General features: G+C 65.2%; 17 protein-coding genes. 7 read left to right on the top strand and 10 right to left on the bottom strand.

The window, feature by feature from the left end:
- Nucleotides 1-85 precede the first annotated feature (85 nt).
- Both BIU96_RS15000 and BIU96_RS14995 read right to left on the bottom strand, forming a co-directional pair.
- Nucleotides 86-733, bottom strand: a complete 648-nt coding sequence (locus tag BIU96_RS15000) for an NAD(P)H-binding protein (protein ID WP_071293413.1) — start codon at nucleotides 731-733, stop codon at nucleotides 86-88.
- A 79-nt stretch (nucleotides 734-812) separates the two neighbouring features.
- Nucleotides 813-1,646, bottom strand: a complete 834-nt coding sequence (locus BIU96_RS14995; protein ID WP_071293412.1) for an alpha/beta fold hydrolase — start codon at nucleotides 1,644-1,646, stop codon at nucleotides 813-815.
- Nucleotides 1,647-2,370: 724 nt separating this feature from the next.
- Here BIU96_RS14995 and BIU96_RS14990 point away from each other — a divergent pair.
- Both BIU96_RS14990 and BIU96_RS14985 read left to right on the top strand, forming a co-directional pair.
- Nucleotides 2,371-3,150 carry an SDR family oxidoreductase gene (locus tag BIU96_RS14990; protein WP_175477572.1) on the top strand — a complete coding sequence of 260 codons (780 nt, stop codon included), beginning with the start codon at nucleotides 2,371-2,373 and terminating at the stop codon, nucleotides 3,148-3,150.
- Nucleotides 3,151-3,161: 11 nt separating this feature from the next.
- The gene (locus BIU96_RS14985; protein ID WP_071293410.1) at nucleotides 3,162-4,427 is read left to right on the top strand and encodes an FAD-binding oxidoreductase; all 1,266 of its coding nucleotides are present in this window, start codon (nucleotides 3,162-3,164) and stop codon (nucleotides 4,425-4,427) included.
- A gap of 647 nt (nucleotides 4,428-5,074) precedes the next feature.
- Here BIU96_RS14985 and BIU96_RS14980 read toward each other — a convergent pair.
- The 4 genes from BIU96_RS14980 to BIU96_RS14965 form a co-directional block, all read right to left on the bottom strand.
- Nucleotides 5,075-5,806, bottom strand: a complete 732-nt coding sequence (locus BIU96_RS14980) for a hypothetical protein (protein WP_071293409.1) — start codon at nucleotides 5,804-5,806, stop codon at nucleotides 5,075-5,077.
- 16 nt (nucleotides 5,807-5,822) lie between these two features.
- The gene (locus tag BIU96_RS14975) at nucleotides 5,823-6,698 is read right to left on the bottom strand and encodes an alpha/beta fold hydrolase (protein WP_071293408.1); all 876 of its coding nucleotides are present in this window, start codon (nucleotides 6,696-6,698) and stop codon (nucleotides 5,823-5,825) included.
- 530 nt (nucleotides 6,699-7,228) lie between these two features.
- Nucleotides 7,229-8,803 (bottom strand): sodium:proton antiporter, encoded by a 1,575-nt coding sequence (locus BIU96_RS14970; protein WP_071293407.1) that lies wholly within the window; start codon nucleotides 8,801-8,803, stop codon nucleotides 7,229-7,231.
- On the bottom strand, nucleotides 8,803-9,639 hold the full coding sequence (locus BIU96_RS14965) for a helix-turn-helix domain-containing protein (protein WP_071293406.1): 837 nt from the start codon (nucleotides 9,637-9,639) through the stop codon (nucleotides 8,803-8,805). The genes BIU96_RS14970 and BIU96_RS14965 overlap by 1 nt, the downstream gene beginning before the upstream one ends.
- A 373-nt stretch (nucleotides 9,640-10,012) precedes the next feature.
- Here BIU96_RS14965 and BIU96_RS14960 point away from each other — a divergent pair, with 373 nt between their 5' ends.
- Nucleotides 10,013-11,134 carry an MBL fold metallo-hydrolase gene (locus BIU96_RS14960; protein ID WP_175477571.1) on the top strand — a complete coding sequence of 374 codons (1,122 nt, stop codon included), beginning with the start codon at nucleotides 10,013-10,015 and terminating at the stop codon, nucleotides 11,132-11,134.
- A gap of 263 nt (nucleotides 11,135-11,397) precedes the next feature.
- Here BIU96_RS14960 and BIU96_RS14955 read toward each other — a convergent pair whose 3' ends face one another.
- Nucleotides 11,398-11,919 carry a hypothetical protein gene (locus BIU96_RS14955; protein WP_083402956.1) on the bottom strand — a complete coding sequence of 174 codons (522 nt, stop codon included), beginning with the start codon at nucleotides 11,917-11,919 and terminating at the stop codon, nucleotides 11,398-11,400.
- Between the two features lie 258 nt (nucleotides 11,920-12,177).
- On the opposite strand from BIU96_RS14955, the gene BIU96_RS14950 reads away from it, so the two are divergent.
- The 3 genes from BIU96_RS14950 (at nucleotide 12,178) to BIU96_RS14940 (ending at nucleotide 16,265) form a co-directional block, all read left to right on the top strand.
- Nucleotides 12,178-12,996 (top strand): alpha/beta fold hydrolase, encoded by an 819-nt coding sequence (locus tag BIU96_RS14950; RefSeq protein WP_071293404.1) that lies wholly within the window; start codon nucleotides 12,178-12,180, stop codon nucleotides 12,994-12,996.
- 195 nt (nucleotides 12,997-13,191) lie between these two features.
- Nucleotides 13,192-15,360: an MFS transporter gene (locus BIU96_RS20115; RefSeq protein ID WP_217642279.1), complete on the top strand. Its 2,169-nt coding sequence runs from the start codon at nucleotides 13,192-13,194 to the stop codon at nucleotides 15,358-15,360.
- Nucleotides 15,361-15,389: 29 nt separating this feature from the next.
- Nucleotides 15,390-16,265, top strand: a complete 876-nt coding sequence (locus tag BIU96_RS14940; protein ID WP_071293403.1) for an aldo/keto reductase — start codon at nucleotides 15,390-15,392, stop codon at nucleotides 16,263-16,265.
- Nucleotides 16,266-16,693: 428 nt separating this feature from the next.
- On the opposite strand, the gene BIU96_RS14935 is transcribed toward BIU96_RS14940, so the two are convergent.
- The 3 genes from BIU96_RS14935 to BIU96_RS14925 all read right to left on the bottom strand — a co-directional run bounded on the left by BIU96_RS14935 (nucleotide 16,694) and on the right by BIU96_RS14925 (nucleotide 19,404).
- Complete coding sequence (locus BIU96_RS14935; RefSeq protein ID WP_071293402.1) at nucleotides 16,694-17,905, bottom strand: FtsX-like permease family protein; 1,212 nt, start codon at nucleotides 17,903-17,905, stop codon at nucleotides 16,694-16,696.
- A 110-nt stretch (nucleotides 17,906-18,015) separates the two neighbouring features.
- Nucleotides 18,016-18,705, bottom strand: a complete 690-nt coding sequence (locus BIU96_RS14930; protein WP_302847735.1) for an ABC transporter ATP-binding protein — start codon at nucleotides 18,703-18,705, stop codon at nucleotides 18,016-18,018.
- A gap of 177 nt (nucleotides 18,706-18,882) precedes the next feature.
- On the bottom strand, nucleotides 18,883-19,404 hold the full coding sequence (locus tag BIU96_RS14925; protein WP_071293400.1) for a hypothetical protein: 522 nt from the start codon (nucleotides 19,402-19,404) through the stop codon (nucleotides 18,883-18,885).
- Nucleotides 19,405-19,479: 75 nt separating this feature from the next.
- Here BIU96_RS14925 and BIU96_RS14920 point away from each other — a divergent pair, with 75 nt between their 5' ends.
- On the top strand, nucleotides 19,480-22,185 hold the full coding sequence (locus BIU96_RS14920) for an AAA family ATPase (RefSeq protein WP_175477570.1): 2,706 nt from the start codon (nucleotides 19,480-19,482) through the stop codon (nucleotides 22,183-22,185).
- Nucleotides 22,186-22,197 lie beyond the last annotated feature (12 nt).

Below are 22,197 nucleotides of genomic sequence, written 5' to 3'. Positions count from 1 at the left end.
CGTGCGGCCTTGTTCACGGCTCTGTGGGAGCGCGGTGGTTGAGGGAGTTTTACTGACGGGCTGACGCACAACGTCGCTGCTTGGCTTAGAGCGTCTCCAAGGCCGCTCGGAGCGGCTGGTTGCCAGAGGTGACTTCAAACTGGATGCGGCCTGGGTTAGGCCCAACTGAAAGGTCGAGCAGGATGGCCGCGACGTCGCTTCGCGCGATTCCGCGCCTGGTGACCTGCTCAGCTACCGTGAAGAGTCCGCTACCTGGTCCGTCAGTTAGCCCGTCGGGCCGTACGATCACCCAGTCAATGTCGAGGGTGCGTACGAACGCATCTGCATCTGACTTTGCGTGGCAGTAGATCTCGAACGAGTCCTCTGACGATGGGTCGTAATCATCGACGCCAGCTCCGGACAGGATTACCAGGCGAGGGACGCCGCTCTGCTTCGCCGCTTGTGCAAACAGGATGGCTCCTTCCCGATCGACAGCGTTGGTACGGTCCGGGGTACTGCCGCCGCCCGCGCCTGCTGCGAACACTGCAGCGTCCGCGCCGTCGAGAACTTCGGCCACCGGGTCCAGGCCGTCATGTTCCAAGTCGATGACCGCCACCTGGGCGCCGTCGCTGACGAGTTCATCTCGATGGGCGGCGTTGCGGACGAGACTGATCGGGGTGTGGCCGGCAGCGACGAGCTCTCGCGCCAAGATCCTCGCCACCTTTCCGTGGCCTCCCGCAATAACTACCTGCATCTGTGATCCCGTTCCTTCGATCGTTGCGTGTGCCGCTGATCTCGTCTCGCACCCTGGTGAATGCGGGTTGCGCCCGACGTCAGTCCGCGAGGAACCGCAGGACTTCCTGTCCGTAGTCCTCGTAGTGCTGGAACAAGAAGGCGTGACCGGCGTCGCTGTACGCGACGACTTTGCCTCGCTGCAGTTCGTAGGTCGCCTGGAGGCTCGAGTGCGGCGGCGCCATGACGTCGTGAATGCCGATACCGATCAGCACTGGGAGTTCAATCTCGCTGAGGCGGTTGAACACGCCCGCTCCGAACGTGCGTATTGCTGTCACGCTGGCGAGCACCGCGGGCGGCTCGACGACTGCGTGTGATCGCCGAAGACGGCTCTCGAGGCGCTCGAGTGAGGCGCCGCCGAGCCGACGGCCTTCGTCGGTCTCAGGGAAGAAGAGGTAGAGGAAATCGTCGGCGTCGTTGACATCGCGTCCAGCGACCTGCCACACCTTTTCTGGCGCGAGTGGCTGACCTTCAATGGTGCCCGGCGTGCTGCCGGAGAAGACGAGCCTGCGGACTCGCTCTGGGTGTTCCAGCGTCGCGGTTGCGACGACCATCCCGCCCATGGACCAACCGAGAAGGTCTACCTGAGCCAACCCCAGCGCGTCAAGGAACTCGAGCAGCCCGTCACTAATCTCAGCGATGCTGCCACCGGCTTCTCCGGACGTGGCGCCTATCCCGCGGTTGTCGAACACGATGACGTCCCGTTCGCGGGCGAGCACATCAAGGAACGCTGGGTCCCAGTGGTCCATGGTTCCTCGGAATCGCATGGCCATCACAAGGGGGGTTCCGCCGGAAGTACCGAATCTGCGGTACGCGAAACGGGCTGAGCCGCCTTCGACGTACTGCGTCTCGACGTCGTCTGCCATGAATGTCATGTCCGGTCCTCTCTGGTCGCGGCAACGCTAACTGCGGTCGTTGTCGTGGAACGTGCCCCTGTCACGGTCACCCGCCGTGGTGTCCGGAGGAGCGATCGTGTACGGCACCGGCACCGGCTACGCCCCGCCGCCGGCGGCCGGTGCGGCTGCGGCTGCGGCTGCGGCTGCGGCTGCGCAGGCTTTCGACGACGCGGGGAGGTCGGGAATACCTGACGCGTCAGCTAGTTGTATCGGCCATGACGAGACGACTTACCGACGACGAGCTGGACGCCTGGCAGCGACTGCAAGTCGTCACTGAGCAACTGCGACGGCGTGTAGGCGCCGACCTTCGGACGGATGCTGATCTGTCAGAAGCGGAGTTCACGGTGCTGGCCCACCTCGTCGAGATGGGTGGGTCTGCGCGTCCGTCGACGTGTGCCGCAGCCATCGGATGGGACTCGAGCCGGCTCTCACACCAACTCAGACGGCTCGAGAAGCGTCGGCTCGTGGAACGGAAAACAGGCGTGCTCGACGACGCCCGATCATCCGTAATAGCGATTTCGCCAGCGGGGTCTCGAGCCCACCGTGCCGCAGTCGGGGCGCACCTCCGAGCCGCTCAGACATGGTTCGCGGAAGCGTTGGACCCCGCCCAGCTCAGCGGCCTGCGCGACGCGCTGCTGGCCTTGGCATCCCATGTCGACCGTCTCGACCACCAGAACGAAAACACCTCAGAAGAGAGCAGAGCATGACCGAGAACACAGTTGGAACGTGGACTACACCGCAGGTACGCCTCGCTGGGAAAACCGTCGTGGTTGTTGGCGGGAGCGGTGGCGTCGGCGAGGGTGTCGTCCAAGCGTCGCTCGCTGCAGGCGCAACGGTGATCGCGACCGGACGCGATGAGAGCCGACTTCAGGAACTCGCGCAGAGAATGCAGGAGCTTGGACTGCCCGGCTCGATGCACGCACGCGTCCTTGACGCGATGAGCGCATCGCTGGAGTCCGATGTTGCGGCACTCTCTTCGGAGTTCGGCAAGTTTGACGGAGTCGTCGTAGCCGTCGCCTCGTGGGGTGACCAGGGCCGGAAGCCCGCATTGGCCCTGACCGATGCAGAATGGCAGCGGCTCCTCGACGGCAACCTCACGAGCGTGTTTCGCCTGTTCCGCGCATTCCTTCCCGTCACTGCGCCGCGAGGTGCCCTGCTGCAACTCAACGGGATGAGCGCGGACATGCCGTTCCCTGGTGGTGCCGGTGTAGCGCTGAGCGCGGCTGCAACGAAGTCCCTCACGTTGACGCTGGCCGCGGAACTCGGAGGTCGAGGACCGCGTGTTTACCAGGTGATCCTCGGAGTCATCCGCACCCGAGCTCGCCAGCTGGCGGGCATCGATGACCTGCGATGGATCGATGCCACCCAGGTCGGCGAGCATGTCGCCGGGCTCGTGGAGGGGACGAGCCCGTTGACGGGAACCGCGCTGCATTACTTCGTCGACCGAGCCGTGGGACCGCAGTCCGGTTCCGAAGAGAACTGACCGAGGGAATCATGCTTGAAATCGTTCGTCCCGCTGATAGCGGGTACTCGGAGTTGCAGCACGTGTACTCACGGGCAGGGCACCCGGCCGCCGTGTACCTGCCACGCTCCGCTAGTGAAGTCGCGGAGGCGGTCTCGCGAGTGCACGACAGCGGCCGGCCCCTCGCGGTTCGGAGTGGCGGGCATGGCATCAGCAGTGTCGCAACAAACGACGGCGGCGACGTCATCGACCTCCGCAATCTCTCCTCCGTCAACTATCTCGGTGGTCACTCCGTTCGCATCGGCCCCGGCGCTCGATGGGGCCAGGTCGCGCGCGAGTTGTACTCGAACGGGCTCGCTCTCAGTTCCGGTGATTCCGGCGACGTCGGAGTCGGGGGTCTGGCCACGACTGGGGGAATCGGACTGATGGGGCGGGCCCACGGGCTCACCATCGACCGTCTCCGCCGTGCCGAACTCGTCACGGCCGACGGCTCGGTGCGCCTCGTTTCGGAGGAAGAGTCGACGGATCTGTTCTGGGCTGTCCGCGGGGCAGGAGCGAACGTGGGGATCGTGACCTCGTTCGAGTTTGAGGCCGCCGCGACGCCAATTGTCATCCAGCTGACCGCCATGTACCAGCCGGGTGACATGGCTCGCTTCCTTCGTGCGTGGGGTGCGACGGTTGAAGAGGCACCGAACGAGGTATCAGCGTTTCTCTACACAGGCGGAGGTCCGACGCCGTTCGCGCAGGCGACGATCGTGTATGCCGGCGATGATGTGGATGCTGCACGCCCACATATTGAGTCGTTCCTGCAACTGCCTGGTCTCGCTGGCCAACGAGCTCTGGTGACCCCGTATGCCGCCGTCCCGCTGACGAGTGGGCAACCGCATACAGGACAGCAGACGGCGGGCACTCACACCGGATTGGCAACACATGTAGACGACGCTCTGTCTGAGCGCATCGCGGAACTTCTGCGCGGCGGCGGAGCTGACATGGTGCAGATCCGGTCCGTCGGCGGCGCCATCAATGACGTCTCAGCAAGCGCAACCGCCTATGCGCACCGTCACCAGAACTTCTCGGTGACCGCTGTCGCCACGGCCCCCGGCGACCACTTCGACTCGGCGTGGGAACCGGTGCATCAGCTGATGGACGGGATGTACCTCAGTTTTGAGAGCAACCATAACGCAGAGCACCTCCTCGAGGCGTTCCCGGCCGAGACCCTCAGTCGGCTTCGTCAGATCAAAGCTCGCTGGGACCCGGAAGACATCTTCAACCAGAACTTCGACGTCACCCCCAAGTGAAAACCGGGGCTTCAACACTCCTCGCCGCCGGCGCGGGAGTACCGGCGAGACCGGATCCGGCTAACGACCTTCAGGTGGTTGCACCGGTGGCCCCGGCCCCTCAGCAGGCGAATCACTGCTACTCGGGTGACGCGCCGACAACTCGCGGCGAGCTCAAGGGACGGCGATCTCCAGCCCGCATCGGGGTGGCGGTCCCCTGCCGATGCCGCGGGACGATCGCAAGTTGCACTGCCGCTCGTCGCAGACCGATAACCCCCAGCGGCTCTCTGCCCGCAACACTCATGATCGCGCGTCCGCGACAGCGTCCAAGCTGAAGCAGCCGTGTACTCGAGGTGCAAACCATTTACCCGGGGTGCAAGCGAAGTAGGTGAAGCGTGGGGAACTCGTGAGCGGCGGCGTCGGTCATCGAGCATCAAGCCAGCCGAAGGGGCACGGTATCGGAGCCGCGGCCGCGATGGTCGGGCATGCAGCTGCAACATCGCTTCGGCGCTATCGATCCGAGGTCCTAGCGGTGGTGCCAAGCGTCTACCGCCGCTCGCATCGTGCGGGGACGGCCGTCAGCGCTTGACCGCCCCGTCCCCCACCTTCCGTCGCGCTGCGCACGGTGGCGCACTGCGATTGCGCAGCCGACGGAAGGTTCGGAGCCGCTATCCGACGACAACGTCCTCGATGGCGATGGATACAATCAGAGGCTCCGGCAGTGCATGCCCTTCCTCGTCGCGAACGAAGATCTTCCGGTCGGTCGGCAGGAGCAATCCGTCGAACCAGCTCTGCCCGGTCATGTACTCGACAGCGGGAGACCCGCCGGCGACGTTGACCTCGTAGTCGCGGCGGCGCAGCACCCCGTCCACGTCTGCGTACAACGTCTGCGTCGTGCTGTGGGTCGCAATGCTGTCCGGGTACGTCACTTGCAGGCGGTCCCACGACTCCCCGGACGGTTCCGTCCACGACCCGGTTTCCTCCACCTCAACGCCGGGGAACGTGAACGACCACGGCTCGGTGTTGTAGGTCCACATGGCATATCCGGTGAAGTAGGCAAGCTGGAGCTTGCTCCAAGGTGTCTCGAGCACGTGTCCGTCGAACGATGCTCGCGGCTCCGCCAGTTCCTCGACGATCTCGTCGCCGTCCGGCGTACTGCGGATGATGGAGACGTGGTTGCCGGTGAACTCAGTACGCAGGTCCGGCGCGCCGAACTGCTCAAGCGAGCTGCGCTGACGGCGGAGATCGACCGTGAATCGGCCTTCCTCAGCGACCCCGGGAACCTGCTTCAGTCCCCAGAGGGCACCCCCGAAGTGGCGCGTCGCACTGATGGTCGACGCTTCGGCCCATCGGGTTGCGCCGCCGTGAGCATCGATGATGCGATCAAGAAGCGTTGTCATGATGATCTCCTCTGACTTAGGCGGCGGTCGCCGCGGTGATGAAGTTCCGGACGAGGCTCGCTGCCTCGTTCGGGTACTGGAAGATCGACGCGTGGGCGGCGTCCGGGAAGATGTGCATCTGTGCGTTCGGAATCAGTCCCGCGAGCGTGTGGCTGCCGGGCGTACGGATCATCAGGTCGTCGTCGCCCTGCAGGATGAGGGTCGGCTGGCCGATGCCGGTAAGGCGCTGCAGCTTCGTGATATCCGGGACACCCCAGTCGAGGATCGCGTCGTACTGGGCGTCTCGGACTGCCGGTGTCGTCGGCGCGTCGTGTCCATCAGTTCGTCCGCCAAGGCGGCCGAAGAACTCTGCGCCAAGCGCACGACTCGTGTCGGTGTGGGCGAAGAAGATGTACAGCAGGTTCGCGGGCGTGGGCACATCGTGTCGGGATTCGCGTTCGATGTCTTCACGCCAGCCGTGCATCGTCGGCGCACCGGCGGGGCCCGTGCCTGCGAGGACGAGGTTTCGGACAGCCCACGGGCGGAGCAGGGCAAGGTCCTGCGCGACGAAGCCGCCGAGGGAGAACCCGAAGAGATCGAACGAGCGAAGTCCGAGGGCGTCGGTGAAGGCCAACAGGTCCCGCGCCATCTGGGCGACGGTGGACGGTACAGCCCCTGTGGAGCCGCCGACGCCGGCGTTGTCCACGAGGATCACTTCTCGATCAGCGGCGATGCCGTCCACGAGCGCCGGGTCCCAATTGTCGAGGTTGCCGCGGAAGTGCATCAGGAACACCATGGGGACGGCATCCGGACTGGTGCCGAAGCGCCGGTATGCGTACGCCACCCCGTTTTCCGCGGTGATGGTCTGGGTTGAAGCGGTGACGGCCGTTGCCGTCGTCTGTTCGACGCTCATCGGGTGACTCCCTGTCTGCTGGTGCCGGTCGGTCGGCCGGTCGCGCAGTTGACGGTACGAGCACGGCTACTCGCGCAGCGTGCTCCCATCGGGGACACTTAGAGAAGCTGATCCTTGCGCCTGGCGATCCGTTCGAGGAGCGCAGACAAGGCACCTCTCGAGACTCCGGGGAACACGAGGCACACCAACCCCGTTGAACCCGGCGTGGTCACTGTGCAGGACGAATGGGACGTCATCGTCGTCGGCGATTCCGCTCGAGGGGTCCGCGGAGCTGCTGATGCGGCACGAGCGGGACAGCGTGTGCTTCTCCTGACGCCGCGACGGCTTGTGCCTCAGGCTGGACTAGACGACGTTGTTGTCGCGCAGGGACTGGTTGCGACGATTTCTTGGGACGGTGGTCACGGTCAGGTCACGACCACGGAGGCTGAAGCGTTCAGCGCATCAGCAGTGGTCTTTGCGGACGCCTTGAACCCCGAGAACTACTGCTCGATTTTCTGACGCCGAGTACTGGCTCCTCGCAGGGAGCGAACTCAGCTCGACGATTCGGGTAGGACGGCTCGAACAGCGGCTTCCTCAATGTCGAGGACCCTGAGGACCGTTCGTACCGTCGTCTCGGCGTAGCGGCCCTCCGCACGTGCGCTGAGGATGGCCCGACGTTCCTCAGCGATGGTGCGCATGCGGAGTTCGCCGTAAGCGTCTGCTCGCTCCGCGCGGACCTGGTCGTCGCCCACGAAGGTTTCACCGAGTAGCGCAGCTTCTGCACGGACGCGTTCTAGGACCCGATCCTCGTACTCCTCAGACCCGATCCTGCCAATGAGCTCCAAGCTCTCGGCGTGCGCCTCCGCCAGGAGCAGCTGAATCTCCATCCGTTCCTGGTCGAGATCCGGTGGCGGCAGAGCGACTTTCCGAACCACCCACGGCAAGGTCAACCCGATCAGCAACGTCCCAACGACGACAACGAAGGCCAAGAACTGTAAAAACTCGCGGTGTGGCGTTTCCTGCGGAAGGAGGAAAACTGCCGCCAGTGTCACAACGCCACGGACCCCGGCGACCGTGATCGGCATATTGAGACGCCACTGCCAGCTTCGCCGACGCAACCGCCGCGGACCCCAGTGGTAAATCGCGGTGATCGCGAAGCTCCATCCGAGCCGAGAGAGTACGAGCACTGCCAGGACCGTCACAACGATTCCTACTGCGCTCAACAGTGGGATCCCCGACTTGAGCGCGCCCCGCAGAATCGCGGGCAGTGCGAGACCGATCAGCAGGAAAACCGCGTTTTCGAGGAGGAACTGAATCGTGCGCCAATTGAGCGACTCCGCGAGCCGTGCTTCAGCTGATTGCAGGACTGGCGACCGGTACCCGAGGAACAGTCCGGCGACAACGACCGCCAGCGGCCCCGAAGCGCCGATGGTATGAGCTAAAAGGAACGCCACGTACGGAGTGACCAGGGACAGGCTGGTGTCCAATACTGGTGCGCTGATGCGGCGCCGGACGGCTCCCATCGCAAAAGCCACGAGGAGGCCGACGCCAATACCGCCCACGACAGCGAGAACGAACTCCCCCGCGGCCCGGACTGGGTCGAAGTTCGCAACGATGGCAAGTACTGCCGTGTTCAACGCGACGAGGGCTGTCGCGTCGTTCAGCAAGCTCTCACCGTCCAGCACTGATGCCAGCAGCCGCGGCAGCGGAGCTCGCCTCGTCACGGCAGTGACCGCGACCGCATCTGTTGGGGCGACCACAGCACCGAACGCGAACGCCGCAGCGAGCGTCACTGTAGGCACGACCGCCCACACGGTGAAACCAATCGTCAGCGTCGTGAACGCGACGAGACCGACGGAAAGCAACACGAGCGACTCACGGCGCGCACGGACATCGGCGAGGGAAGTTTGCAGAGCCGCAGCGAACAGCAACGGTGGCAGCAGTACCGACAACACGAAGTCCGGTTCGACGTCGACCCGTGGGACACCGGGCACGTAGGACACCGCCACACCGATCGCCACGAGTGCGAGCGGAGCCGACCATCCGACGCGACGCGCGGCAGCGCTGACGGCGACTGTCACGATCAAGAAGGCGACAATCCACGCCAGGGACTCGTTGATACCCATCAAGCCGCCGCCGTTGCTTCATCCGCGCTGACGCGTTCCGCGAGGTCGGTGAGTGCCGCTTCACTGATGGATCCTGGGTCCGCTCGGTATACGCAGAGCAGGTATCCGGGCGTACCTGGTACTTCCAGGGTCTGATGCCGGAGAACGACCTGCCCGTGCCCGTCGATGAACGGCTTCACGTCGCCGTCGTAATAGGGGTCTACTTCGTGACGTTCCCACAGCCTCCGGAACAGCGGATCCAGTGTCGACAGCCGATCAGCGAGAGCGTGCAACCTCGGGTCGAAGGGATGCCCGTAGGAGCGAAGACGGGTCACAGTGCGTGTTGCAAGCGTCTCCCACGTCGGCAGCGCGCGCACTTCCGGGGCGGTGAACACCACCTCCGGGATGTTCGAACCGACATGAAGAGCCAGAGGTACAACCGCCCGGGCCATCGCGTTCGAGAGCATGATCGTGTGGTTTGTGTCGATCATGTACGCCGGCACGTTCGCCCACGTGTCAAGAATCGCGGCGAAGGTGTCGGTCGAGACGTTCGCCGCGGCTGCACGGAGGTCAACGGGTTGAGCACTCGCGACCCGCATCATGTACGCCGTCGCGCCATCGTTGAGAAGCAGCGCCCGCGCAAGGGATCGAAGGACCTGATCAGAAGGGGTCTGGTCCTTCCCTTGCTCCAGGCGAAGGTAATACTCCTGGCTGATGCCCGCGGCTCGCGCAACCTCATCTCTGCGCAGCCCGGGAACACGACGCTGGGTGTACGACTGCACTCCGGCTTCCTCGGGAGTCACCGCCGCTCGACGAGCCCGCAAGTACTCACCCAGCGGTGTTCTTTCCTGTGCCACGTCCGTACCTTCCTTGGGCTACGGCAGCAACCCCTTGACACGATCGTGACGGATCGCCCGCAGCAGGGAAAGTTCGCCACGGCGCGTCCCGCGTGCCTGTCCCAAACAGGGACACCCTCGACCGCCCCGCCCCTCCTACCGTCAGGGGCTCGGACTCCCTGGTTCGAGACGAAAGCGACGGAGCGGACGCATGCGACGGATCAGGCGCGCGCACGCAGCTGCAGCAGCCCACTTTGATGAGCCGCCCCTGCGAGTCTGGGATCGGTTCTCAGATTTCGACATGCTGCCCTGCCCTCCGGGTGGCTCCGACTACGCCATCTTGGATCGGGGTCGGTCTCACTACATCCGGAACAGCGGCGAGGACCTCGGGTTCGTGGAGGACCTGGTCACACGCGGCAGCGGGTCGCTTCATTACCGAGCTCGGCGTCCGGGCGGCTCGCCGACGGAGGACGTCGATGCGGTCATTCGCATCTCGCAGGACGGACCGGGTTCCTTGGTGACGTGGTCCGCCGAGTTCCTCAGCGGAAACGGCGCCGGGCGTGAGGGGATGCGAGCGCAGTTCGCGCAGCGGCTCAGTGACGTCGGAGGGACAGCCCATCCGCCGCTGCGGATGTCGACGTATATCGGCGGGTACAAGACGCTTGCACGGACCGATCCAAGAGGCGGTGGCCCTGCGACATGGTCACCCACGTCCGCGACTCTGGTCGCAGGGCAGCGGGACGCGGTCCTCATCGATGCGTTGATGACAGTGGAAGAGGCGGAGGATCTCGTCGCATGGATCCGCACGAGCGGCAAGCGACTCACAACTGTCATCATCACGCAGGGGCAAGCGGATCACTTCTTCGGCCTGTCAACGGTGCTGCGTGCGTTTCCTGCGGCAATTGCAGTCGCCGTCCCAGATGTGGCGGAGCGAGCCGGAACGCAATCTGCTCCCCATTACATGGCACGTTGGAACTCGCTGTTCCGTGACCAGTTGCCTTCCGCGGTGTCCGTGCCGGCCACCTTCGGTACCGCCGCAGTGACGCTTGAGGGGCATGAGCTGCGTCTCTTCGACGTTGGTACCATCGCCGGTAAACCGGGAAGCATCGTATCGATACGTGATTTGGACGCGATCGTCGGTGGAGACCTGCTGTACAACGGCGTGCACCCCTGGCTGGTCGGGACAGATGCTGCTGATCGTTCCGCTTGGCTTGGAGCGCTCGACCTCGTTCGGGCGCTGCGCCCATCTTGGGTTATTGCTGCGCACCGCGACCCTGATGCGCCGTCGGATTCCGCCCCGAACCAGGTCGAATTCGTGGCTCGCTACCTCACCGATTTTGAGCGCGCGGTCCAGGCCCATCGACACCCCGCGGGCATCGTTGCTGCCCTCCACGGCCAGCACCCACATCTCGGCAACATCTCAACCCTCCACGCTTCAGCGGAAGCACAATTCGCCGGCTGGCGGCAGCGTCTCATAGGCGGCGAGTTTCCGGACTTGCTGCTCCCACCGGCATAGAGGCGCACCCCTCCCGGTTCACGCCGCATCGTAGGTGTCCGTGGCGCAGACACGCTCGGGCCGTCGAGGCGCCCCTACCGTCTCGGCATGAGCAGAACACACCCCGTCGGGCCCGCCGATGCCGGACGCGTCCGAGCACCAATGCTTGCTTCGCTTGCCCTCCGCCGCCTCCTGGAGGAGGACGCCGCACGCACGGACACCGCATCAAACCTCAACCTCACGTCCGCCGACCCTAACCGCTGAACCGAACGCCTGTAACTTCGTCACAGCGCCGCCAGCACCTCAGGGACAGCGATTCCAAGCAACACCAGCAGCTCCGCAAGCTTTCGATCCAAGCCGTGTGCCACTGCCGTGATGTGGTCATCGCCGAACGAGGCAAATGATGCGCTCGGGACGTCGGAGGTGAACAGCACCGGCTCCCCCATGCGCTGAGAGATTGTGACCCGCAACGGAGCCAACCCCATCACACGCGGGTCACGCCGGAACATGCGCTCTGCGACAACGTGGTTCCCCATCAGGTAGGACACGCAGGATGCGGTGTTCCCCGAGATGGCCATAAGCGCTGTCGGGTCGTTCCGCCAGTACCGAAGGAAGCCGTGCGGTGCGTGACGGATCGTCCACGTCTCGACGGTGTCCCAATCACTATGTTTCCGCACTGTTCTCACGAGGTCGTCCGCGTCGAGCGAGGGAACTGCCTGCTCGAAAGCGTCGACGATATCGGCGTAACGGCCCGCAACAGGGATTGAGAAGCGGTCCGACGTGTACTCCGTGATCTGGGTATGCATTCCGGCACGGTAAGCCGGTCCAGCCGGAGCCACGTGTCCCTCCGCGGGCTAGTCAACGTCCGCGTCGCCCGATGCCATCCGCAAGCGCATTCGTTCGTGGCGACACCAATCAGCCGGGCGCGAGATGGCGTGCCAGCCCGCCAGCCAGCTGATTGAAGGTGGTCCCGTTTGGGACACGCCCCGAATTCTGGGTGCTTCTAGCGTCAGCAGCGCCGTCGACGATCGTCCGGCACATGACCACGAAGCAAGGAGGCAACCATGCCCACGTTCACCACGCCCGACGGCATCGAGATGTACTACACCGAGCAGGGCGAGGGACAGCCCATCGTCTTCGCGCACGGCTGGCCGCTCAGCTCCGACGCCTGGCAGCCGGAGCTGAAGTTCTTCAGCGACAACGGCTACCGCACCATCGCACACGACCGTCGCGGCCACGGTCGCTCCGAAAAGACCGCGCTCGGCCACACCATCGACCAGTACGCCAAGGACCTCGCAGCGCTCATTGAGCACCTCGACCTGCACGACGTCATCGTGATGGGGCACTCCACCGGCGGCGGCGAGGTCGTCCGCTACGCCGCCCAGTATGCGAACGGTCGCGTCGCGAAGGTCGTCACCGCCGGCGCCATCCCGCCGATCATGGTGAAGAGCGACGCGAACCCCGAGGGGACGCCGATCGACGCGTTCGACGGCATCCGCGCCGGCGTGCTCGAGGACGCCTCTCAGTTCTGGCTCGACCTGTCCGAGTCGTTCTTCGGCGCGAACCACGGCCGTGACGTTTCCTACGGCGCGAAGCTTGACTTCTGGCGTCAGGGACAGAACGTGAACCTCTCCGCTGCTTACGACTGCGTTAAGGCGTTCTCCGAGACCGACCAGACCGAGGACCTCAAGGCCCTCACCGTGCCGATCCTCATCAACCACGGCGAGGACGACCAGATCGTACCCATCGACGACGCTGCACGTAAGGCAATCGAGCTCGTCGCAGACGGCACCCTGAAGACCTACCCGGGCGCCCCGCACGGTATCCACGGCGACTACCGCAAGGTCCTGCAGCAGGACGTGCTCGCCTGGATCAAGGGCTGACACGACGCTCGGCTCCCCGCTACACCCCGCCTGGCGCACCTCGGTGTGCCGATCCGTCGGGGTGCAGCGGGGCTGCGTTGGTGCTGCGGGAAGCCCTTCGCTGCGCTCGCGCTGGCGGCAAGAACCGCCACGACCTTCACAGGAATGCGACGACCGGTCGTCCCGTTCCGCTCGCATCAGCCTGAGGAGGCAGTGATGAACTCCATCAACACGAAGCGGCCACGACTCCCGCTGAACACATTCGGGATCGCCTTCGGTACTGCCGGCCTTGCCGGCACCTGGACGGCCACAGCCGCCCAGCTCAACGCACCAAGCGGGATCGGCGAGGTCCTCTGGGCTGCAGCCGCGATCGCCTGGCTGGTGACCATCGTCCGTTACCTTCGCAGGCCTGGCGGGATCGCCGGTATCCGCACGGACCTCCGCCATCCGGTTCTCGGACCGTTCGCGGCGTTGGTTCCAGCCGTTGGATCGCTCCTCTCAGCGCACCTTGCACAGTACTTCCCCGCCGTCGGCGCGGTCGGAGTGTGGGTGATGCTGGTGCTAACGACCGCGTTCGGCGCATGGTTCGTTACCGCACTGCTGACACAGCCCCGCGAGATCGCGACGCTGCACGGCGGATATCTCCTGCCCACCGTGGCGGCCTCGCTGCTCACCGCCCAAGCACTGGGCACGATGGGAGCGACGACGATCGCTATGGGGTACTTCGCTGCCGGCATCCTCTTCTGGCTGCTCATCGGCGCCGTGCTTTTCGCTCGTCTCGCAACCGGACCGGCCATCCCCGCACCGCTCCTTCCGACCCTCGCGATCCTCTCGGCACCGCCCGCAGTGGCAGGTAACGCCTGGTGGGCAATCACTGACGGTGAACCCTCAGTCGTGCACACCGTGCTCGCAGGCACCATGGTCGCACTGCTGCTGCCGCACCTGTTCCTCGTCCGCCGCTACGTGAAGAGTGGCTTCGCGATCGGCTTCTGGGCGATGACGTTCACCGCAGCAGCCAGCGCCACGTACAGCGTGCGGCTCCTCACTTCCAGCGGATTCGGCGCCGCGGGCACCGCCGCCGCGTGGACCGTCGTCGCCGTAGCGACTGCGCTTGTCGGCAGCATCGCGATCCGCTCGCTCGGGCTGCTTCGAAGGTCCGAATCGAGCGGACCGCGTTCAGCCGAACGCGGGTTCAGAGCGCTCGCGTTAAGCGGAGTTGTCATCGCCTCCGTGGCTGTCGCCTTCGGCGCCGGGGCAGGCAGCCCGCTGTTCATCGTCTATCAGAAGGCGTGGGGGTTCCCGGACTGGCAGCTGACGGCCGCGTTCACCGTGTACGCGGTCGCCCTGCTCAGCACGCTCGTCGTCGCGGGACGTGTCTCCGACCACATCGGTCGCCGACCAGTTCTGATCGGTGCACTGATCCTCATGCTCGCAGCGAGCGGACTGTTTCTCCGCGCGGACAGCATCGGGTGGATCATCGCCGCTCGCGCCGTTCAGGGCATCGCCACCGGTGCCGCGACGAGTACCTTCACGGCGGCAATCATCGAGCTCGCCAGCGAGCGCCGACGCCCTCTCATGACGGTGCTAACCAGCGCCGCACCCGTCGGAGGCCTGGCTCTCGGAGCAATCGGCGGGGGCGTCGCAGCACAGTTCTCCAGCAACCCGACGGCCGCCGTGTTCGTCAGCCTCGGAGTGGTGCTCCTCGTCGGGATCGCATCGGTGATCGCCGCAGACGAGACCGCCGACCGCCACCACGGCGCCGTCGCGTCACTCCGACCATCGCTGGCGGTCCCGATCCGCGCCCGGAGTTGGTTCGCCGTCCTCGCGCCGCTCGTGGCAGCGGGCTGGATGTTCTCCGGCCTGTTCCTCGGGCTCGCCCCGCGGTTCGACGGAGCGGTGTTCGGAATCACCAACGGTGCGGTCAGCGCGGTAGTTGTGGCCTTGCAGCCGGCGGCCGCCGCTGCCGCGGGCATGCTCTTTGCAAGGGTCGCTGCCCGGACTGCGGCGTCCATCGGTGCCGTACTGATCCTCATTGGGGCAGCAGCCGCAGGGTTGGCAGTGCTCACCTCCGACCTGCCGCTACTCATCGCCGCTGCCGCCGTCGGCGGCGCCGGACAGGGAGCGGCGTTCGGTTCATCTCTGCGGCTCCTTGGCCCGCTCGCTGACAACGCGAGCCGCGGCGGAATGTTCGCAACCGTCTACCTGATCGCATACGCCGCGTACGGCCTCCCCGTCCTCGCCGCCGGGATCCTTAGCAGCACGCTCGGCCTCTCCACAGTCACAGCGCTCTACGCGGCGCTGGTTGCGCTGCTCGCCGCGACAGCGGCAGTCGGGCTCGCCAGTCGCGCTCGGCAGAGCAACCCGACGACCAACACAATCGCCTAACTCGGGCGTCCAAACGAAGGAAGAGAATCATGACTTCGCAACAGGAACCCTCGCTGTCTGCAGCCACCGCTGGCACCTTTCTGATCGGTGGTGACATGCCCGTGGCGCGTCTGGGCTTCGGGTCGATGCAGTTCCCCGGCCGAAACGCGTTCGGGCCGCCGCGAGACGCAGACGGGGCACGAGCGGTGCTGCGTCGCGCAGTCGACCTTGGTGTGACACTCATTGACACAGCTGACGCCTACGGTCCGGGTGTGTCTGAGCGGCTCATCGGAGAGGCACTGCACCCATACCGACGTGACGTCGTCATCGCGACGAAGGGCGGGTTTGTTCGCGGTCGGCGGGGCGAGTGGGTTGTTGACGGACGTCCGGAGCATCTTCACCAGGCCGTTCGGGACAGCCTCACCCGTCTGCAGCTCGAACGAATTGACCTCTACCAGCTCCACCGCATCGACTCGCAAGTCCCGCTCGAGGACCAAATGGGGGCCCTGCGCGACATGCAGGAAGCCGGGCTTGTCCGACACGTCGGGTTGAGCGAGGTGACCGCATCCGAACTGCGGGCAGCACAGCACGTGGTACCGATCGTGACTGTTCAGAACCTCTTCAACCTGGTGGAACGGTCCTCGGAGGACCTCGTCCGCTACACGGCGGAGCACGGCATCGGTTTCATCCCGTGGTTCCCGTTGGCGACGGGCGGCCTGACGCGAGGTTCAGGTGCTTTGGGTGCGCTCGCGCAGCACAAGGGTGTGACAGCGTCACAGATTGCTCTGGCGTGGCTGCTGCAGCACTCCCCCAATGTGTTGCCCATCCCCGGAACCTCAAGCGTGGCGCACCTTGAGGAGAATGTCGCGGCAGGCAGCGTCGTGCTGTCGCCGGAAGAGAAGGCGATGCTCGACCGGGCCGCTTGACGTCAACGGACAAGCAAAAAGCGGCTCGCACCCAGATGGGTGCGAGCCGCTTTCTGCTTGTCCGCGGCGACCGACATAAGTAACCTCGCCGGTGCCCCTGCGTCCGCCGTTCCGCTCCTTGTTACGGCTCCGCGATGAAGAAATCGCCGTACGACGGATTCTCCGGGAGGGAACGTTCTGCGACAAGGCGAGCAACATCGCCCGGCGGCAGCAAACCTCGACGGCGCCACTCGTCCGGATCGTCGTGCAACTTCGACCCCTTATGAGTCCATCTACTCATCACCATGCCGCGTGCTCCTCGATTGCGCCCTAAGTCATGCTTTCGGCGCACCTCTCGCCGCTGACTCAACGGTAGGGCGACGTTAAGGGTGCCAGCGTGCCCCTCCGGAGGCCATCCTCGTCGGGGCCCTACGCGTGCGGAGTGAGCGTCAGCGAGACCTGGCATGTGTGGATCTGCGCCGCACACTGAGCATGGGAAAGAGGGTTGCCGCGACCATCAGCGGCCCCGTGATTGCCGCGCCGCTGAGGAGCGTGCCGATCGCCCACACTGGTCGGGCTTGCGGATGCGCACCGACCAGCAGCGCCCATTCAGCAGTCACCGTCACCGCAACGGCGAGCACCGCGAGCAGGAATGCCGTGAGAACGAGAACGAGGCCCTCGAAAACAGCCACGATTACCTGAAGCGCAGGCGTCCCTCCCACCTGACTCAACAACGCTTGCTCGCGTTCACGGTCTCTGCTTGCCATGAAGGAGATAGCCGCAGCACCGACTGCCGCAAGTAGAACTGGACCGCCGAGGATGAGCAGCGTCCCGCCGGAGCGTGCGGTGGCGCCGCCGAGCACCGTTCCGACCGTCTGTTGTCCGGCGACCAAGGCCGCCGGCAGGCCGATAGCAACCAGGAGCGCGGCAAGAGCACCGTCGCTTCGCGCTACTGACCAGCGCACCGTCGCTTGCGCCAACCAGAAAGCTACAAACCGGCCGGGCACCATCGCAGTCCACGAGTGCAGCACCGGCGTGCTCACGATGCGTCCCAAGACAGCGACTGTGGCCACCAAGACGGGACCGATGAGAACAGCCTGAGCTGCGCCAGAGTCCAGCGACGTCGGCAGCGTGGTCAGCATCTGCGCGGCGAGGGCAAGCAGGAGCAGCGCGGTAACGGCTCGTCGAACCGGACGCCGCCGCCGTCCGGCGGAAGCATCGCGGAGAACCAGGACAGCGGGGGTGCGGCCCGCTCGACGAGCCGCTCCCAATCCGCCAACCAGTGCGACTCCCACAGTGAGGATCGCGACGACCGCAACCGCCGTCAACGAGTCCGATACGCGAAGTGTCTCAAGTCCAGTAGCGTCTTGAAGAAGACGCTGGACTACTGCAGGAGCGACCAGACCGCCAGCTACGGCACCGACAACCGCCCCCGACACTGCGACGACGATGAGCTGCACCAGCACCGCAACGGTCACCGCGCGCGGCGTTACGCCGACGATCTGCCACAGCGCGTAGGTGCGGCGCAGGAGCGAAACCGTCAGCCCCATCACTGAGGTCAGCACGACCAGTACCGCGACCACAGTGAACGCGAGGACTGTGCCGGCGATCGAAAACAGTGCGAGGCCGCGGATCCCCGAAGTGTGAATCCCTGTTGCCACCAGCGTTCCGGGGACTGAGGCTGCGAGCGCAGCGGTTAAGCACACTACGAATGCTCCGAGCCATACCCGCCACGAACCCCGGAGATCAGAGCGCACCAACTGGAGCATCGTCATGACGGCAGCGCCGCAGCCTCGACCGCTGCAAGAACGGCCTCGGGCTCTGGTGCAAGTAGCTCGTTGTGTATGACTCCGTCTCGAAGCACCAGCACCCGGTCCGCTCGGGCGGCCGCTTGAAGGTCATGCGTGACCATCACCACCGACTGATCACCAGTCGCTGTTGACCGAAGCAAGTCGAGTACGGCGCTTCCCGAGACTGTGTCCAACGCCCCCGTCGGCTCGTCAGCGAACACAAGTCCCGGCGCGGAGACGAGGACGCGCGCGATCGCGACTCGCTGCTGTTGCCCGCCGGAAAGCGTCCCCGGGTACTTGTCTCGGTATTGGAGGAGACCAACCGATTCGAGGGCTGCGTCAATTTCTTCCCGTGACACCGGACGGTGCGCCACGCGGGCTGGCAGGGCGATATTCTCGCGGACAGACAGCGCGGGGATCAGGTTGTAATCCTGGAACACGAACCCGATTCGTCCCCGGCGGAAACGCGCGAGCCGCTGCGCAGAGAGCGTGGCCAAGGAGATACCGTCGACCTCGACAGTTCCACCACTTGGCCGTTCTAGACCCGAGAGACATGTCAGGAGTGTTGTCTTCCCGGACCCACTCGGTCCAACGACCGCGACCATCTCCCCCCGCCGTACGGTAAGCGACACGTGCCGCAGCACCGGCGTACTCACCCCCGAAGCAGACATGTACGCGTGATCAAGGCCAGACGCCGTGAGCATCGGTCGCTCAGCCACAATTCTCCTCCTTCAGAATGATTGATCGCCGCGTGTCACTGAGGCCTCCGCCTAGCGATCGGGGACCGCTCGCTCCGCACTCAGCTAGAGAACAAACGCGCACCAGACCCCTGTTCATTAGCAGCGGTCCTAGCCGGATAACCGGGCCGCGATGGACGCAAGCTTCGTCGTCGACGCTTCGTCCGCTCCGCGCCACAATAGGAGCGTGTCCCCCTCTGGCCCGGGAGCAAGGAACCGGTGGTACGCAAGCGTCATACCGTCCCGGAATCGGAATTCACCGGTTGGCGCAACCGGCAGGTCAGTTGCCCACGCCTCCGCGAACGGGTTGCTGCGCGCCGCTAGCTCGCCGACAAGTTCGACATAGGCGCGATCCTCGTCGTGCTGCTGCACAGCGTCTCGAAGAGCGGCGGCAACTTGCTCTCGCTTCTGGTCACCGTCGTCGACACCGTCATCGAGGTCCGTGACGAGAAAGGTCGCTCGTGCGAGATTGGTGCCCACCGTAAACGCTGATTGCACCTCACCCGCGAGCTCGTTCGCGATCAGCACGGTGAGGTGCCGGTCGTAGACCAGTGCCGGCGCTTCCCGCAACGCGAAGACCATCTGCGTCAGCCGTACGCGACGTTCGTCGGCACCGTCGTCAATAGAGAACACCACAGAACGGTACGTTCTGAGGTGGACAGGAACATGACCCTCTCTGGGACACGTTCCTGTCGTACCCTCATCGATATGGACGTTCAGCGCCATCTCGTCGGGCGCGAACCCGAGTTGACGAGGATCCAGCAGCACCTGAGCGCGGCCGCTGCCAGCCAGGGCTCAGGGCTCCTGCTCGTTGGAGAACCCGGCATCGGGAAGAGCGCCGTGGTCGAAGCGGCGAGTTCCATCGCTCAGGACCGCGGCTTCACGCTGGTGATTTGCGCTGGCGTTGGAAGCGGCGGAAGCATCGGCTTCGCAGCACTACACGAACTCCTCGCTCCTCTCCTCACCTACGCTGACGCCCTCCCGCAACGGCAGCGTGCGGCCTTGGATGCGGTGCTCGGCACTGGCGACGAGCAACCAGCAGACCGTCTCGTTCTCGCGCTGGCAGTGCTCGGCCTGGTACAGGAGGCAGCCCATCACAAGCCCCTCCTGCTCATCGTCGAAGACCTGCATTGGGTCGACCGGTCAAGTGCTGACGTGTTCGCGCTCTTGCCGCGACGGTTGGGGAACACCCGGGCAGCCCTCATCGCAACCTCCCGCCCGTACGCCGAAATTAGCGACCGCGAGCGGTCATTCCAGACGACGCAGACACTCGCGGCCCTGACTGCCGACGAAGCCGCGTCGGTGGTGGCGATGAGGGCCCCGCAACTCAAGAAAAATGAATCGGACCTGATCGTTCGTGCCTCCCACGGGAACCCTCTCGCGCTCACCGAGTTCATCGGCACAGTGCGGCGAGAGCCCGTGCATGGGTCGACTTCGCTTTCGCTCACCTCTCGTCTTGAACAGGCCTTCCTCTCCGAGGTATCGCAGCTTCCACATGGTTCGCGCCGCGCCGTGACCCTCGCCGCTATCGGTGAGCAGTCCTCGCAGGGTGAGATCATCGCGGCGCTTCGCGTCATCGGCCTGCAAGCCGGCGATCTCGCCGCGGCGGAGCAATCGCGACTCGTCCGTGCCGTCAACGGACGGTTTGTTTTTCGACACCCACTGCTCGTGTCCGCGATCGTCGGAGCCGCGGACTTCGCCGCTCGCGCTGAAGTGCACAAAGCCCTCGCCGAAGTCATCCACGATCCGGCACGCCGCGCCACCCATCGAGCAGAGGCTGTGATCGGGCAGGACGATGAGGTCGCCGCAGAGCTGGACGCCGCCGCTGAACGAGGGTTCCGACGCGGGGCCAAGGCAGAGGCCGCCTCCCGTTGGCAGCGGGCGGCTGAACTGTCAACGGATGCCGAAGGACGCAGCAGACGACTCGCTCTCGCAGCCGAATCTTCGCGTCAAGCCGGGGACGCGACCCGCACGGCTCAGCTCCTAAGCGAAGCTGACGCGATCACCAGCAGTAGCGCAACGCAGCGGCAACTTGCCCGCACCGACTGGATGCTCAGCATGACGGCTGCACACAGCGGAAGAACAACGGCGCAGCTCGTCGCATTGGCACGGTCAGCGGAGGAGACGGATGCGGCCCTCGAGGTACTCGTGTGGGCCGCTGCGAAATGCTGGGTCCAGCAGGAACCGGAAGAGGTTCGGTTGGAGGTGATGAGGGCAGCACATGAAAGGCGCGGCGGCTCCGCGTCACTGCGTGCAGTGCTCACTGTTCTGGTTGACCCGATACGAAACGGTCCAACGGACGCTCTGCCGCAGTTCCTTGAAGAAGTGGATGACACGAGCGCGGTGCTGTTGAACTGCCTCGCGTTCTCCGCAGAAGGGCTGGAGGATCTCGAGACGGCTGAGCGGTATTGGACTGCCGGGGTCCAGCTCTTTCATTCCACGGGTCGAGTGAGCGATGAAGTCATTTCGATCTGCGGGAGGAGCACCGTTCGACTCTCCGCCGGACGAGTGCTTGCCGGCATCGCTGACGCCGAACTCGCGCTTCGGCTAGCTCGCGACTTGAACTTGCCGATTGTCGCTGGCATGGCAGGGGCCGCACTTGCCCGCGGTCGCGCGATGCTCGGTGAGCGAGAGGCCGCAGAAGCGGCGCTTGCCGCCGTCGCTGACGAACCTGGCGCATCTACGTTCGCACGAATCGAAGCCGTCGTCGCATGGGCACGCGCCATCCTCGCCGCGGATGCTGGGGACCATGCTGCGGCAGTCCAGGAACTTTTCGTCGCGACGGCGTACCCGCCGATATCGGCGCGGGCGACCGGCGACCTCATCGAGTCACTCATTCGCGTCGGACGTCTCGACGTCATTGATGCATGGCTTGCGGCCGTCGGAACGACGGACGTGTCCGGCTTCCGAGTGATCGCAGGGCGCACACGCGCCCTGACTGATGAAGCTCGTGCAGAAGAACACTTTGTCAGCTCAGTTGCCGCTGCCGACGGCGACGGCGACGCAATCGAGGTTGCGCGGACCCGGCTCGCCTTCGGGGAGTTCTTGCGCCGCAAGCGCCGGGTGATCGATGCCCGCGAGCAACTTGCTGCTGCGCTCTCCATCTTCGAATCCCAAGGGATGCCGGGGCTGTCAAGGCGTGCCCGCGCAGAGCTGCGGGCTGCAGGAGTTCGAGATGCCGCTGGTGGGATCGAGGCGACCGGGCTAGCCGCGGCAGCCTTGACGCCGCAAGAGCTCATCGTCGTTCGCTTCGCAGCAAGCGGTCTTAGCAACAAGGAGATCGCCGACGAGGTGTATCTGTCTCACAGAACGGTCGGCGCGCACCTGCACCGCGCGTTCGCGAAGCTCGGTGTGAGCAGACGAGCACAGCTTTCCGGCATCGACGGATTACAGTCCGGCGGGGAAGCAGCCTGAGGACGTGATCGT

It is taken from the genome of Curtobacterium sp. MCBA15_008 (genome assembly GCF_001865065.1).
Classification (GTDB): Bacteria; Actinomycetota; Actinomycetes; order Actinomycetales; family Microbacteriaceae; genus Curtobacterium.
This window is presented reverse-complemented; position numbering and strand designations above follow the sequence as displayed.

Bases quoted from the DNA above. Each gene is read 5' to 3' on its own strand.
- BIU96_RS14990 (WP_175477572.1), top strand. From the start codon at position 2,371: ATGACCGAGAACACAGTTGGAACGTGGACTACACCGCAGGTACGCCTC.
- BIU96_RS14980 (WP_071293409.1), bottom strand. From the start codon at position 5,806: ATGACAACGCTTCTTGATCGCATCATCGATGCTCACGGCGGCGCAACC.
- BIU96_RS20115 (WP_217642279.1), top strand. From the start codon at position 13,192: ATGAACTCCATCAACACGAAGCGGCCACGACTCCCGCTGAACACATTC.
- BIU96_RS14920 (WP_175477570.1), top strand. From the start codon at position 19,480: ATGGACGTTCAGCGCCATCTCGTCGGGCGCGAACCCGAGTTGACGAGG.
- BIU96_RS14940 (WP_071293403.1), top strand. From the start codon at position 15,390: ATGACTTCGCAACAGGAACCCTCGCTGTCTGCAGCCACCGCTGGCACC.
- BIU96_RS14975 (WP_071293408.1), bottom strand. From the start codon at position 6,698: ATGAGCGTCGAACAGACGACGGCAACGGCCGTCACCGCTTCAACCCAG.
- BIU96_RS14930 (WP_302847735.1), bottom strand. From the start codon at position 18,705: ATGTCTGCTTCGGGGGTGAGTACGCCGGTGCTGCGGCACGTGTCGCTT.
- BIU96_RS14970 (WP_071293407.1), bottom strand. From the start codon at position 8,803: ATGGGTATCAACGAGTCCCTGGCGTGGATTGTCGCCTTCTTGATCGTG.
- BIU96_RS14955 (WP_083402956.1), bottom strand. From the start codon at position 11,919: ATGCATACCCAGATCACGGAGTACACGTCGGACCGCTTCTCAATCCCT.
- BIU96_RS15000 (WP_071293413.1), bottom strand. From the start codon at position 733: ATGCAGGTAGTTATTGCGGGAGGCCACGGAAAGGTGGCGAGGATCTTG.
- BIU96_RS14950 (WP_071293404.1), top strand. From the start codon at position 12,178: ATGCCCACGTTCACCACGCCCGACGGCATCGAGATGTACTACACCGAG.
- BIU96_RS14995 (WP_071293412.1), bottom strand. From the start codon at position 1,646: ATGACATTCATGGCAGACGACGTCGAGACGCAGTACGTCGAAGGCGGC.
- BIU96_RS14985 (WP_071293410.1), top strand. From the start codon at position 3,162: ATGCTTGAAATCGTTCGTCCCGCTGATAGCGGGTACTCGGAGTTGCAG.